We start from the raw sequence: 13,341 nt of genomic DNA on the forward strand, positions 1-13,341 counted from the left end.
TGACCACGCACGGGTCGAGACGCTGGACCATCAGAATACCGATCCATCGAGGAGGAACATCATGTCGGCTATCGACATCGTGGGGCAGTATGGGGCGGCCATGGCCGCCGGAGACATGCAGGCGCTGGCAGCGACTTTCGCCACCGACGCCGTCTGGCACCAGCCGGGTTCTAGTCAGGTGTCGGGCGACAAGATCGGCCCCGACGCGATCATCGCGCATCTCGGACGCTTCATGGAGCTGAGCGGCGGGACGTTCACTCTGGAGACCGAGTCGGCGACCGAGAGCGGCGATCTCGTCGCGGCGACGGTGCACTTCCGCGCGGCGCGCGAGGGGCGCACGGATCTCGATCAGCACGGAGTCGATGTGTTCCGAGTCGTGGACGGCCGGATTGCAGAGGTCTGGCTGATCAGCGAAGACCAGATCGCGGAGGATGCCTTCTGGGCCGAGGCCTGAGTGGACAGCCGGATCGCGCGTCGGCGCGGTCCGGCCTCCATCACCGGTCTCAGCCGATGCGCGCCACCGGTTGACGCAGGATGGTGCGGAGTTTCGCGGGCTCGACCCGCCGGACATCGCTGAGGTAGACCTCATGGTGAAGCCCGGTCATGGCCAGATCGTGCTCGGGGATGAACCGGTTGTGCAGCTCGTCGAGCACCGGGGCCTCGTCGTCGTACGACCCGACGTGCAGGGTCTGCACGCACAGTCCTTCGTCGAGGGTCTCGAGCCGCACCGACCGCAGCGCGGGCGCAGCTTGCTTCTTCTTCGCGAGCTTCTCCTCGACCGTGTCGACCGCGCGGTCGAACATCTCGGGGGTGACGTGCTCCGGCACCATGATCATGAGTGTCCACTGCCAGGCCGACTTGTCGCGGCGTGAGGTGAACGACTCCATGTCGGGCGCGTGCCATTGCCCCTCGAGAGGCATCACGACCGTGTCGATCCCGAGCTGCTCCCTGCTCGCGAACTTGAGCGTGTAGGCGAGCGGGAAGAGCGCCGACACCGCATCCTGATAGGCCTGGGCACTGTTGGGGTCACCCGCGCCGTCGACCATCAGGTACTGCATCGGGGGTACCTCGAGGATGCGGAACTCACCGTGCTTCGCCCGGTAGGCGTCGAGGGACTTCTTGGGGTCGATCGCCATCGCGGGTCCTCTCACGGCGGCATCGGCATCCGACCGTCGCCACAGTGTCGCACGGGTGGCGGACATCGGGTGGGTGGTGCGGCTGTGCCCGCCCCGCCCACCCGAGACGCCTCACGCCTGCTCGACCGCCAACCAGAGCTCGCACGAGGCATGGCTGCCGGTGAACTCCAGGTATCGCACGATCGACGGGCCGGGACGCAGCTGCCAGGGGTTCGACGGGAACCACTCGGTCGCCGTCGCGGCCCACAGGGTCTGCAGGGTCTCGGGGAACGGCCCCGACGCGGCGAAGACCGCCCACGCCCCCGCCTCCACCCTCATGACGTCGAGGTCGTCGGGCACAGGAGTCGACTCAGACACGGAGACGCCATGCAGATAGGTGAGCTCCGTGCCCTCCGGCGCATCCGGTGCGACATCGCCGGTGACGGCGAGGATTCCGCCGGGCTCGGCATCGCTCAGCGCCTTCAGCCTTGCGTGCTCCTGCGGTGCGATCGAGGCGATGTGGGCTTGGATGTGCGGATTGACCCCCTCATGGATGAGCGGCACTCGCGCGGCGTGGCCGACGAGCACGAGCTCGGGCGTGGTGGTGATGGTGACGTCCATCTGGGTGCTCCCTTCGACGCTCAGGCGGAACCGGAGCGTGGGTTGTGTGCGGAGAGGACCCCCGTCTCGGCGCGCGTCTACCGGGCTGATCCCGTGCACGGCGCGGAACGCGCGACCGAACGCCTCGATCGAGCCGTATCCGTGTCGCACCGCGACATCGAGCACGTTCGGGGCGCCTGCGGCGAGCTCCGCACCGGCGAGCGTCATCCGGCGGCGGCGGACGTACTCCGACAGCGGCATTCCGGCCAGAGCCGAGAACATCCGCCGCAGGTGGTACTCCGTCGTCCCGTGGACGCGCGCGAACCCGGCGACGTCGATATCGGCTGCGGCGTCGGCATCGACGAGATCGACCAGTGCGTTGAGCGTTCCGATCATGAGGTCCTCCTTTCCTCACCATCGTGCGATCCGAGGGTGTCCCGCGACCCGACTTTGCGGGTCGGATCCGATCAGTCACCCCGCGAGGTCAGCTGCGCTCCCCCGGATCCGCGAGCAGATCTGCGAAGGCCAGCTCGGCCGCGCCGATCAGCAGCCGGTCGGCGCCGAGAGCGGCAGGACGGATCTCCAGGGCCTCCGCGCTCTCCGACATCGCCAGCGCATGCACGTCGTCGGCGATCTGAGTCGCCCTCAGGTCGGCGATCGTCGCCAGGAACCCGCCGAGCACGACGAGTGCGGGGTTGAGCACGTTGACGGCGTTGGCCAGTGCCCCCGCGAGCACACGCGCCTGACGCGTGATCTCGTCGGCCACCACAGCCGATTGCGACTCCGAGAGCTCGGTGTCGAGCGTCTCGTCGTCGGCCGCGTCGAGGCCCACCGCGTCGAGCAGCAGGCGGCGACTCACCTCGGCCTCGAGCACGCCATCCGCGGTGCGTCGATCGGTGTCTGCGGAGATCCGCGGCCTGTTCTGACCGAACTCCCCCGCGTATCCGCCCGCGCCGGCGACCGGCTTTCCGTTGACGATCAGGCCGCCGCCGATACCCGACGCGCCTCCGTTCAGGTAGACGATGTCGTCGATCCCCCGGCCGGCGCCGTAGCGATGCTCCGCGATCGCACCGAGCGTCGCGTCATTGTCGACGAATGCCGCAGACGACGTGGCCGTGCCGATGAGTTCGGCGAGCGGCACGTCGGTCCAGCCCAGATGGGGCGCGTTGCGCACGACTCCGTCGGAGGTACGCACAAGACCGGGCACCGCGACGCCGACTGCCGCGATCCGCACGTCCGCGAGCGCGCCCTCGCGCCACGCGGCGATGCGCTCGGCGATCGTCGCCACGACGACTGCAGGTGTCGGCACGGTCTCGTTCGGCAGGCGTTCGCGCACGAGGATGCCGCGGTCGAGACCGACCGCAGCGATCTCGATCGCATCGACCTCGGGGTTCACCGCGATCGCGACGACGCGGGGCGAGGCCGTCACGACCGGCGAGGGTCGACCCACGCGGCCGGGGACGTCGGGCACCCGTTCGTCGACCAGACCCCGTCTGACGAGCTCTGCGACGAGGTCGGCGATCGTCGAGCGGTTGAGCCCCGTCTGCTCGGTGAGAGCTGCTCTCGATTGCGCGCCGTTCTCGTGCACGAGCCGCAGGATGAGCGAGAGATTGTGTGGGCGGGTGCCCAACGCGGGGCTCGACTGCGACGGCATCCCTTCACTGTAGGGGGTGGACGCGCCTCCTGTCATGAGATATGTTGTGAAGCACAACTTATTCGCTGACCTGCACAGGAGCAGACATGCCCACTCCCACCCGTGACGACAAGTTCTCCTTCGGCCTGTGGACCGTCGGCTACAACGGAGCCGACCCGTTCGGCGGCCCGACCCGACCGGCCCTCGACGTGGTGCACGCCGTCGAGAAGCTCGCCGAGCTCGGTGCCTACGGCCTGACCTTCCACGACGACGACCTGTTCGCCTTCGGTTCGACCGACGCAGAGCGCCAGACGCAGATCGACCGCCTGAAGGGCGCACTCGCCGACACCGGCCTGGTCGTGCCGATGGTCACCACCAACCTCTTCAGCGCGCCGATCTTCAAGGACGGCGGCTTCACCTCGAACGACCGCGACGTGCGCCGCTACGCGCTGCGCAAGGTCTTCCGTCAGCTCGACCTCGGCGCGGAACTCGGCGCCAAGACCTTCGTCATGTGGGGCGGCCGCGAGGGCGCCGAGTACGACTCCGCGAAGGACATCCGCCAGGCGCTCGAGCGCTACCGCGAGGCCGTCAACCTGCTCGGCGACTACGTGACCGACAAGGGCTACGACATCCGCTTCGCGATCGAGCCGAAGCCCAACGAGCCGCGCGGCGACATCCTGCTGCCGACGCTCGGCCACGCGATCGCGTTCATCGACTCTCTCGAGCGCCCCGAACTCGTCGGCGTGAACCCCGAGGTGGGTCACGAGCAGATGGCAGGGCTCAACTTCACCGCGGGCATCGCGCAGGCACTGTTCCACGGCAAGCTCTTCCACATCGACCTCAACGGTCAGCGCGGCATCAAGTACGACCAGGACCTCGTCTTCGGCCACGGCGACCTGCACAACGCCTTCTCGCTCGTCGACCTGCTCGAGAACGGTGGCCCTGGTGGAGTTCCGGCCTACGACGGGCCCCGTCACTTCGACTACAAGCCGAGCCGCACGGAAGACGAGAAGGGCGTCTGGGAGTCGGCCGCAGCCAACATGCGCACGTACCTGCTGCTCAAGGAACGCGCAGCGGCATTCCGCGCCGACCCCGAGGTGCAGGAGGCTCTCGCGGCAGCTCGCGTCGACGAGCTCTCGACGCCGACCCTGAACCCCGGAGAGAGCTACGACGACTTCCTCGCCGACCGCTCGGCCTACGAGGACTTCGACGCGAACTCCTACTTCAGCGGCAAGGGCTTCGGCTTCGTCCGACTGCAGCAGCTCGCGACCGAGCACCTGCTCGGCGCTCGCTGATCGACATGCCGCTGGTTCTCGGGGTCGACTCGTCGACCCAGTCGTGCAAGGTCGTCGTCGTCGACAGCGCGACCGGCGCGGTCGTCCGCTCCGGTCGCGCGTCGCACCCCGACGGGACGTCGGTCGACCCCGAAGCCTGGTGGCGCGCCCTGAACACCGCGATCACCGAGGCGGGGTCGCTCGACGACATCGCCGCGTGGTCGATCGGCGGCCAGCAGCACGGACTCGTCGCGCTCGATGAGTCCGGTCGGGTCATCCGCGATGCGCTGCTGTGGAACGACACACGTTCGGCGGGCGCCGCGCAGGATCTCATCGCCGAGTTCGGAGCATCCGAGCTGGCCGCGCGCACGGGGCTCGTTCCCGTGGCCTCGTTCACGATCACGAAGCTGCGCTGGCTGCGCGATCACGAGCCCGAGCACGCGACACGGGTCGCTGCGGTCGCCCTGCCCCACGACTGGCTGACGTGGCGCCTGCGCGGTTTCGGCCCCGAGAACCCGGTGCTCGACGAGCTCGTGACCGATCGGTCGGATGCATCGGGCACGGGCTACTGGAACCCGTCGACGGGCGAGTACGACCGTGACCTGCTGGTCGCGGCCCTCGGGCACGATGCGATCCTGCCGCGGGTGCTCGCACACGACGAATGGACGACGGATGCCGGCGGCCGACGCGTCGGAGCCGGAGCCGGAGACAACGCCGCCGCGGCGCTCGGCCTCGGTGCCGTACCCGGCGACGTGGTCGTGTCGATCGGCACGTCCGGCACGGTGTGTGCGATCAGCACCACCCCGCTGAGCGATGAGAGCGGCACCGTTGCCGGGTTCGCCGATGCCTCGGGCAACTTCCTCCCCCTCGTGGCGACGCTCAACGCAGCTCGGGTCGTCGATGTGACGGCGGCGCTGCTCGGAGTCACGCACGGCGAGTTCAGCGATCTCGCCCTGCAGGCATCGCCGGGCGCCGACGGCCTCACTCTGCTCCCCTACTTCGAGGGAGAGCGCACACCCAACCTGCCGGATGCCACGGCATCCCTCTCGGGCATGACACTGGCATCCACGACCAGGGAGAACCTGGCCCGCGCTGCCGTCGAAGGGATGCTGCGCGGACTCGGCGCGGGTCTCGATGCGCTGCGCGACCTCGGCATCCCTCTCGAGCGAGCCCTGCTGATCGGAGGCGGCGCGCAGTCGGAGGCCGTGCGCCGCATCGCGCCCGAGATCCTCGGCCTTCCCGTCGAGGTGCCGGAGCCCGGCGAGTACGTCGCACTGGGCGCTGCGCGCCAGGCTGCCCTGATCGTCGGCTGATCCTGCGCGCCTTTCGGACACACACGCCCTCGGGAAGAGATCTGCGCTTCGGGAGGAGCGATGCACGGCATCCGTCCTCCCGAAGCGCAGTCCTCCTCCCGAAGAGGTGATGAGCGAGGCGGATGCGGATGCCGAAGGCGGATGCCGTCAGCAGGCGAGAACTCGGGCGTCGCGCTGCGCGATGATGCTCAGCTCGGCCGCGGTGAAGGCGTGCTGCTGCGTCATCGCGTGCTCGGTGCGGTCGAGGCAGTCGCGGATCAGCTGACCGAAGAACGGGAACCCCGTCTTGCCCGTCGCGTCGAACCGGAACTGCCCGTGCTGGTTGACGAGCAGCACCTGACCGCCGCCGTTGTCGGTCGTGATGTCGGTGTACTTGCGCAGCTCGATGTAGCCGTCGGTGCCGAGCAGCACGGTGCGCCCGTCGCCGAAGACGTCGAGCCCTGCCGGGGTGAACCAGTCCACGCGCACGTAGCCGGTCGTGCCGTTGTCGAGCACGACGTGGGCGTCGCCGAAGTCCTGCAGCCCCGGGGTGTCGCGGTGCGCGTAGTTCGCGACCGTCGAGCTGACGACCTCCCCGGCGGTCGCACCGGTGTAATAGAGCATCTGCTCGAAGTTATGGCTGCCGATGTCGCAGATGATCCCGCCGTACTGCTCGGGGTCGTAGAACCAGTCGGGGCGCCCGGTGCCGATGCGATGAGGGCCGAACGATGCGACCTGCAGCACGGTTCCGATCGCGCCCTGATCGATCAGCTGGCCGGCGAGGATCGCCGCCTCGGAGTGCACCCGCTCGCCGTAGTAGACGGCGAACTTCTGCCCCGTGCGAGCGACGGCCTCGCGGGCCGCGGCGAGGTCGTCCATCGTCGTGATCGCGGGCTTGTCGGCGAAGAAGTCCTTGCCTGCGTCGAGCACGCGGACACCGAGCCGAGCCCGCTGGTTGGCGATCGACGCGCTCGCGACGAGTCGCACATGCGGGTCGTCGAGCACCTCCTGCTCGCCGGCGGCCGCCCGCGCCTGCGGGAACCGCTCGACGAAGTCGGCGAGCTTCGCCGGGTCGGGGTCGTAGACGAGCGACAGAGTGGCGCCCGCGTCGATGAGCTGCTCGACCATTCCGAAGATGTGGCCATGGTCGAGCCCCACCGCGGCAAACACGAATTCATCGGGGCCGACAACCGGCTCCGGCAGCGGATCGAAGGTGTAGGTGCGGGTCATCGCGAGGTCTCCTCATCGTTCACGTCATCATCGTTCACGTCGTAGGTGCGCAGGCGTCCGCACATGCCGAATCCGCGCTCTCCCTCCGAGGGTACGGCCCGGTGCACGCGGGCCTCGGCCAGGTGGGTCACAGAGCCGGATGCGACGGCTTCGGCGAGCGCGAGAGAGTGCTCGGCCTGCGCCAGCGGTCGCTCCCGCACCAGGTCGGGCCATGTCTGGGCACGGTCACGCACGAGCGCTGCGGCAGCGGTGTGGAAATCGGCGAGCGCGGCGCGATCGCCGGCGGCCACGGCATCCCGCAATGCCTCGAACCCCATCACCGCGAGGTCGCGTCGCCGACTTGCTCGTGCAGCACGTGCGGCGGGGTCGTCTCCGAGGGACACCGCTGCGGCATACGAGCCAGGGTCGTTGACGACCTCGGCAGGGAAGGTCAGCACCGCGTCGCCCGCCTCTGGGAGCCCGGCATTGCTCATCAGCACGACGACTCGCAGCTCGCCGCGGTTCACGGCGCGGTGGATGGTGCCGGGGGTGAACCACACGACCGACCCGGCAGACAGCGGCGTCTCACGGAATCCGTCGGCGTCGATCGTCTGCAGGGCGCCCTCACCCGAGATCACGACGTAGGCCTCGGTCGAGACGAGGTGCATGTGGGGGCTGCCGCCGCAGATGCCGTCGGGCGCGGCGTCCGTGTAGACGTCGAGATGCGACAGCGAAGTGCCGCCCGGAAACGAGGATGCGGTCACGATGCCGCCTCCACGAGCGACGCGGTCTTCTCGAAGAAGTGCGGCGCGTGCGCCACGAGCTGCCCGGCGCGGTAGTACGGGTCGGACGCCGCGATCGGCAGGGATACGAGCTGGCGCTCGAACCCCGCCTTGTAGATGGCGGTGACCACCTCGACCGCGTTGCGGCCGTCCTGACCTCCGGCGATCGGCGGGCGGCTGTCGCGGATCGCGCCGATCAGATCGCCGATCTGACCCTCGTGGCCGAGGTGCGCGAGCGGTGTGCGGCCGGCGACGAGAGCCTCGATGCGCGCCACGACGTCGGGAGCTCCCCCGTCTTCAGGGAATCCGTCGCGCCGGGACTGCTCTGCGACGACGGAGAACGGCTGCGACACCCGCGCATTGGCGCCCTGGACCACGATCGCCTGCTCCTCGCCGTGGTGCACCACGGAGCTGGTCAGCTGGGCGAGCCCGCGGTCGTACCGGAAGATCGCGACCGAGAGATCCTCGACCTCGGCGTTGTCGTGCTGCGCGTTGGCGAGCATGGCGGCTATCTCGGTCGGACTCCCCAGCAGCCACAGCAGCAGGTCGATGTGGTGGATGGCGTGATTCAGCGTGCATCCGCCTCCCTCCTTCTCCCACGTGCCGCGCCACCAGAGGTCGTAGTACGGCAGTCCGCGCCACCAGGCCGAGTCGACGCGCACGTGCGAGATCGAGCCGAGCAGACCTGAGTCGACGACGTCCTTCAGAGCGGCGAGGTCGTCGCGGAATCGGTTCTGTGCGACGACTGAGAGCACTCTGCCCGAGCGCTCCTGGGCAGCGAGCATCGCATCGCACTCTTCGAGCGAGGGTGCCATCGGCTTCTCGACGAGCACGTGGATCCCCGCGTCGAGGGCGGCGATCGCCAGCGACGCGTGCGTCGACGGAGGGGTCGCGATGCTCACGATGTCGAGGCCGCCGCGGGCGATCATCTCGAGCGGATCATCGAATGCCGCCGCATCCGTGAGCCCGAAGGCCTCGGCCTTCTGCGCCGCTCGGCCCGGAATCACGTCTGCGAGCGCCACCACCTCGCACTCGTCCGGGAACGCGAGGTATCCGCTGATGTGCGCATCGGCGATCCCGCCGGTGCCGATGATGCCGATCCTGAGCATTCGTTGCCTCCTCGATGAGGTGTTACTACGTATTACTAAGACGTAGTAGATACTATCGAGGGGCACACCGGTCACGTCAAGCCCCGAGAGGACGGATGCCATGGAGAAACGGCCCACGAGCCATGACGTCGCACACCTCGCTGGGGTGTCGCAGTCGACCGTGTCCTTCGTCTTCACGGGGCGCGCCGGAATCTCGGAGGCCACCCGCGAGAAGGTGCTGCGGGCCGCGGCCGAGCTGAACTACCGACCGAATCTCGCCGCCCGATCCATGCGCACCCACCGCACCGGGCGACTCGCGGTCGTGGTGCCGGTCGCGACGATGAACCCGCTCACCCTGCTGTCGGGGGCGATCTCGGCCGCACGAGACGAGGGGTACGTCGTCGAGGTGGTGAGCCTGCCGCAGGAACCGGACGAGCGGGAGGCGCGCTTCGCCGAAGTCAGGGGCTCGGGGCAGTACGAGGGCATCCTGTCGTTCACTCCGCTCCCGGGCGCCGCGACCGCGGGCAGAGCCACAGGCGACACTGCTGACGATCCCACGCTCGGCACCGTCGTCGTCTCGGTCGGCGAGTTCGACGACGCGATGCACATGGCCGGGGCGTTGACCGACGCGCGGCCCGTCGCCGAGATGATCGAACGCCTCGCGGCGCAGGGCCACCGGCGGTTCCTGCATATCGCCGGCCCGCAGGATTTCCCCTCCGCGCAGTCTCGTCGGCGGGCATACGTCGATGCCGTGGCGCGACTCGGCCTGGAGTCGATCGGCGTGATCGACGGCGACTGGAGCGGTCGCTCGGGTGAGGCCGCCATCGAGGGGCTCCCCTCGGACGCACCGCCCCTGGCGGTGATCGCGGCGAACGACGTCGTCGCGACGGGCGCCATCCGCGCGGCGACCAGGCGCGGATGGAAGCTGCCAGACGACGTCGCCGTGACCGGGTGGGACGACCACCCCCAGAGCGCGTTCCTCGTGCCCTCGCTCACGAGCGTCTCGCAGGACCGCGAGAGACTGGGGGCCTACTCGATGCACCGCCTCATCGCCGCCGTGCGCGGTGGAGAGCCGCCGACCAAACCCGACGGTCTGCTCACCGTGATCTGGCGCGAGTCGACCGATTCCCCCCGCTGACCGCCGTGAACTGGAGACGCATATGAAGATCCTGATCCCGAACACCATCGAGCTGCCGCTGACAGCAGACGTCGAGACCGTCGTCTACGACATCGACGCGGACATCCCCGATGAGCACCGCGACGCCGAGGTGCTGGTCGTCTGGCACAACTCGTCGTCGTGGCTGCAGGACGCAGCCCGAGCACTCCCCCGGCTGCAGCTGGTGCAGGCGCTCGCCTCGGGAGCCGATGCCGTGCTGAACGCCGGGTTCGCGGCGGACGTGCGCATCTGCTCGGGCCGTTCGCTGCACGACGCTCCCGTCGCCGAGCACGCCCTGGCGCTGATCCTGAGCGCGGTGCGCCGACTCGCCCGGTTGCGCGATGCCCAGCGCGAGCACCGCTGGGACGAGGAGTTCAACGACGAGCAGAGCGCTGCCGAGACCCGCGCGCTGCACACGCTCTCCGGTGCTCACGTGACCATCTGGGGCTTCGGGTCGATCGCGTCGACGCTCGCACCATCGCTCACCGCTCTCGGCGCCGAGGTGCAGGGCATAGCCCGCACCGCCGGCGAGCGGTCGGGCTTCGAGGTGCACGCGGATGCCGATGCGGCCGACGTGCTGTCAGACACCGACGTGCTGGTGTCGATCCTGCCCGCCACCGACGAGACCGCCGACCTGTTCGACGCCGAGGTTTTCGCAGCGCTCAGGCCCGGCGCCGTGTTCGTGAACGTCGGCCGGGGTGCGACGGTCGACGAGGGTGCCTTGATCGCTGCGCTCGAGTCAGGGCAGTTGCGCGCCGCGGCGATCGACGTCGCGAAGTCCGAGCCGCTCCCGGCATCCGATCCGCTGTGGGACGCACCGAACCTGCTCATCACCCCGCACATCGCCGGCAACCGGCCGGTGGGAGCGGCGCGCCTGGTCGATGACAACGTCACCCGCCTGCTCGCCGGCGACGGTCTCGTGAACCAGGTGCGCCCATAGGGTCTGGACACCTCGCCGGGAGCGGCGCATGCTGAACGCATGACCGCCTTTCAGACAGCACACGCGTTCAGCGGATTCAGCGTCGACGACATCGACGCCGCCCGCTCCTTCTACGGCGACACCCTCGGCATGGATGTCACCACGAATGCCATGGGGTTTCTCGACATCAGCCTGCCCGACGGCGGGTCGATCCTCGTCTACGCCAAGCCGAATCATGAGCCCGCGAGCTTCACGATCCTCAACTTCCCGGTGGACGACGTCGACGCCGCCGTCGATGAACTCAACGGGCGCGGAGTCGTGACGAAGATCTACGACGACTCGGAGTTCGACACCGACGACAAAGGCATCCTTCGGGGCGGCCCCGATCGCGGGCCCGACATCGCCTGGTTCAGAGACCCGGCAGGCAACGTGCTCGCCGTGCTCGCCGCCGGCTGATCCTGCGTCAGGCGAGCAGACGGTCGAACAGGGCGTTCACGGCGGGGTCCACGCGCTGCAGGTCGGTGTGCGCGTCGTGCCACTCGATGATCTCTCGCGCCGCCGTGTGCAGAGGAACCACCGGGTTGAAGTCGGGCACGACCCGGCGGATCTTCGTGTTGTCGAACACGACCGAGTGCGCCATGTCGCCCGTGAGCTGGCCGGCGCGGTCGGGAGCAGCATCCTCGATCGCCGCGCTCGTCGCGTACCGGATCTTCGGCTCCGCACCAGCAGCACGCCCGAGGATCGAGTAGATCTCGTTCCAGGTGTAGACGAAGTCGCTGGTGATCTGGAAGGTGTCGCCGTAGGCGAGCGGATTTCCGAGCAGGCCGGCGAACCCGACTGCGAAGTCGCTCGAGTGGGTGAGGGTCCACAGCGACGTGCCGTCTCCGTGGACGATGATCTCCTCGCCGCGGCGGATGCGGTCGATCGCCGTCCACCCGCCGAAGGCGGGGATCGTCCACTTGTCGTAGGTGTGCGAGGGACGCAGCACCGTGACCGGGAATCCGCGATCGCGATAGGCAGCGGTGAGCAGATCCTCACATGCGATCTTGTCTCGCGAGTACTGCCAGTGCGGGTTGCGCAGGGGCGTCGACTCGGTGATCGGCAGGCGCGCGACCGGCTTCTGGTACGCGGATGCTGAGCTGATGAAGACGTACTGCCCCGTGCGGCCCTCGAAGCGGTCGATGTCGCGCTGCACCTGATCTGGCGTGAATGCGATCATGTCGGCGACGACGTCGAACTCGCGCCCGGCGAGCGCGGCATCGACCGCGGCAGCATCCGTGATATCGGCCGTCAGCACCTCGACGTCCTCCGCGGGTTCCCGCCGCGAGTGCCCGCGGTTCAGCAGCGTCACCTCCATGCCTCGAGATGCGGCGAGCGCACTCGCCGCCGAGGAGATGATTCCGGTTCCACCGATGAACAACACCTTCGTCGCAGCCATGCATCGACTCTATCGACGGGTCGGTCAGCGGGCTCCGAATCGCGGGGTCGGAGCGACCTGATGTCGAAAAGGAGAGACCGCGGACTAGACCAGGTGCTCGAAGAGTGCGCGAACGGCTGACTCAGCCGCGTCCGGGTCTGCTGTGCGTATCGCGTGCGCGACGGCTTCGGTCGCGGCGGATCGCACCTGCGTCACACCGTCACCGCGGGTGATCCCCGAGAACTGCAGGGCGCACTGCACCAGGATCGTGGCCTCGACGAGGTGGATCGCCTGCCGAGGATGCTCGATGAGGTCGGTCACGGCAGTGAGGAACCCGAGCACCGCGGCGTTGCGGCTGACGGCGCCGTCAGCGTCGCCGATCTGTTCGGCATGGGCTGCGAGTTCTGAGCGCACCCCCTCGCCGGTCGTCGGCAGGGCCCTGCGGAGCGCCGTGCCGGCGAGCACGCCGGCATAGCTGAGGGCAGCGCAGGAATCGGCGGTGCTGAAGTCGGCGACCTTGGTGTACCGGGCCGGCGTGACCTCCACCAATCCGATGTCCCTGAGCCGGATGATCGCTTCGCGGATCGGGTTCAGCGACATGTGCAGTTCCTGAGCGAAGCGCGCAGTGTCGAGCCGGTCGCCAGACACGTACTCACCCCGCAGGATCGCGGCAAGGATGTGCTGGAAGGCGAGTTCGGGCAGCGGAACGGGGCTGCGATGACTCCACTGGTGCGTCCGTAGCTCGGCGTGGGCGATGGTCATCTGAAGCTCCTCGGGATCCGTTGCGGATGCTCCCGTTCGCAGGGGCTTCCACTGACCAGACCCGCTGGCGCCCGGAATATTACGCGACGGCCTC

General features: G+C 68.8%; 14 protein-coding genes. 6 read left to right on the forward strand and 8 right to left on the reverse strand.

Going from position 1 to position 13,341, the window contains the following annotated elements; all coding sequences use genetic code 11:
- Positions 1–61 precede the first annotated feature (61 nt).
- A complete protein-coding gene (locus ACLKOY_RS08195) occupies positions 62–454 on the forward strand; it encodes a nuclear transport factor 2 family protein (RefSeq protein ID WP_436453182.1) in 393 nt (130 codons plus the stop codon).
- A gap of 49 nt (positions 455–503) precedes the next feature.
- On the opposite strand, the gene ACLKOY_RS08200 is transcribed toward ACLKOY_RS08195, so the two are convergent.
- The 3 genes from ACLKOY_RS08200 to ACLKOY_RS08210 form a co-directional block, all read right to left on the reverse strand.
- Positions 504–1,136, reverse strand: coding sequence for a GyrI-like domain-containing protein (locus ACLKOY_RS08200; RefSeq protein WP_436454108.1), 633 nt, complete (start codon positions 1,134–1,136; stop codon positions 504–506).
- Between the two features lie 111 nt (positions 1,137–1,247).
- On the reverse strand, positions 1,248–2,111 hold the full coding sequence (locus tag ACLKOY_RS08205) for an AraC family transcriptional regulator (protein WP_436453183.1): 864 nt from the start codon (positions 2,109–2,111) through the stop codon (positions 1,248–1,250).
- A gap of 88 nt (positions 2,112–2,199) precedes the next feature.
- Positions 2,200–3,369 carry an ROK family protein gene (locus ACLKOY_RS08210; protein ID WP_436453184.1) on the reverse strand — a complete coding sequence of 390 codons (1,170 nt, stop codon included), beginning with the start codon at positions 3,367–3,369 and terminating at the stop codon, positions 2,200–2,202.
- An 86-nt stretch (positions 3,370–3,455) separates the two neighbouring features.
- On the opposite strand from ACLKOY_RS08210, the gene xylA reads away from it, so the two are divergent.
- Together xylA and xylB are read left to right on the forward strand one after the other, a co-directional pair.
- On the forward strand, positions 3,456–4,643 hold the full coding sequence (gene xylA / locus ACLKOY_RS08215; RefSeq protein WP_436453185.1) for a xylose isomerase: 1,188 nt from the start codon (positions 3,456–3,458) through the stop codon (positions 4,641–4,643).
- A 5-nt stretch (positions 4,644–4,648) separates the two neighbouring features.
- Positions 4,649–5,935 carry a xylulokinase gene (xylB, locus tag ACLKOY_RS08220; protein ID WP_436453186.1) on the forward strand — a complete coding sequence of 429 codons (1,287 nt, stop codon included), beginning with the start codon at positions 4,649–4,651 and terminating at the stop codon, positions 5,933–5,935.
- Between the two features lie 147 nt (positions 5,936–6,082).
- On the opposite strand, the gene ACLKOY_RS08225 is transcribed toward xylB, so the two are convergent.
- From ACLKOY_RS08225 to ACLKOY_RS08235, 3 genes are read right to left on the reverse strand one after another with little or no spacing between them, the layout of a single operon-like run.
- On the reverse strand, positions 6,083–7,144 hold the full coding sequence (locus tag ACLKOY_RS08225; RefSeq protein ID WP_436453187.1) for a Gfo/Idh/MocA family protein: 1,062 nt from the start codon (positions 7,142–7,144) through the stop codon (positions 6,083–6,085).
- On the reverse strand, positions 7,141–7,887 hold the full coding sequence (locus ACLKOY_RS08230) for a cupin domain-containing protein (RefSeq protein WP_436453188.1): 747 nt from the start codon (positions 7,885–7,887) through the stop codon (positions 7,141–7,143). Before ACLKOY_RS08230 ends, ACLKOY_RS08225 begins: the two co-directional genes overlap by 4 nt.
- Entirely contained in the window at positions 7,884–9,014 is a 1,131-nt protein-coding gene (locus ACLKOY_RS08235; protein ID WP_436453189.1) for a Gfo/Idh/MocA family protein, read from the reverse strand. Before ACLKOY_RS08235 ends, ACLKOY_RS08230 begins: the two co-directional genes overlap by 4 nt.
- Positions 9,015–9,114: 100 nt before the next feature.
- Here ACLKOY_RS08235 and ACLKOY_RS08240 point away from each other — a divergent pair, with 100 nt between their 5' ends.
- The 3 genes from ACLKOY_RS08240 to ACLKOY_RS08250 are packed head-to-tail and all read left to right on the forward strand — an operon-like array spanning position 9,115 to position 11,524.
- Positions 9,115–10,131: a LacI family DNA-binding transcriptional regulator gene (locus ACLKOY_RS08240; protein WP_436453190.1), complete on the forward strand. Its 1,017-nt coding sequence runs from the start codon at positions 9,115–9,117 to the stop codon at positions 10,129–10,131.
- 22 nt (positions 10,132–10,153) lie between these two features.
- Entirely contained in the window at positions 10,154–11,089 is a 936-nt protein-coding gene (locus ACLKOY_RS08245) for an NAD(P)-dependent oxidoreductase (RefSeq protein ID WP_436453191.1), read from the forward strand.
- 39 nt (positions 11,090–11,128) lie between these two features.
- The gene (locus tag ACLKOY_RS08250; RefSeq protein WP_363572214.1) at positions 11,129–11,524 is read left to right on the forward strand and encodes a VOC family protein; all 396 of its coding nucleotides are present in this window, start codon (positions 11,129–11,131) and stop codon (positions 11,522–11,524) included.
- Between the two features lie 7 nt (positions 11,525–11,531).
- Here the strand turns inward: ACLKOY_RS08250 and ACLKOY_RS08255 are convergent, their stop codons facing one another.
- Entirely contained in the window at positions 11,532–12,506 is a 975-nt protein-coding gene (locus ACLKOY_RS08255; protein WP_436453192.1) for an NAD-dependent epimerase/dehydratase family protein, read from the reverse strand.
- A gap of 84 nt (positions 12,507–12,590) precedes the next feature.
- Positions 12,591–13,247: a GntR family transcriptional regulator gene (locus tag ACLKOY_RS08260; RefSeq protein ID WP_436453193.1), complete on the reverse strand. Its 657-nt coding sequence runs from the start codon at positions 13,245–13,247 to the stop codon at positions 12,591–12,593.
- Between the last annotated feature and the right edge of the window lie 94 nt (positions 13,248–13,341).

The sequence above is a fragment of the Microbacterium sp. K2 genome (assembly GCF_051365005.1).
Taxonomy (GTDB): domain Bacteria; phylum Actinomycetota; class Actinomycetes; order Actinomycetales; family Microbacteriaceae; genus Microbacterium; species Microbacterium foliorum_B.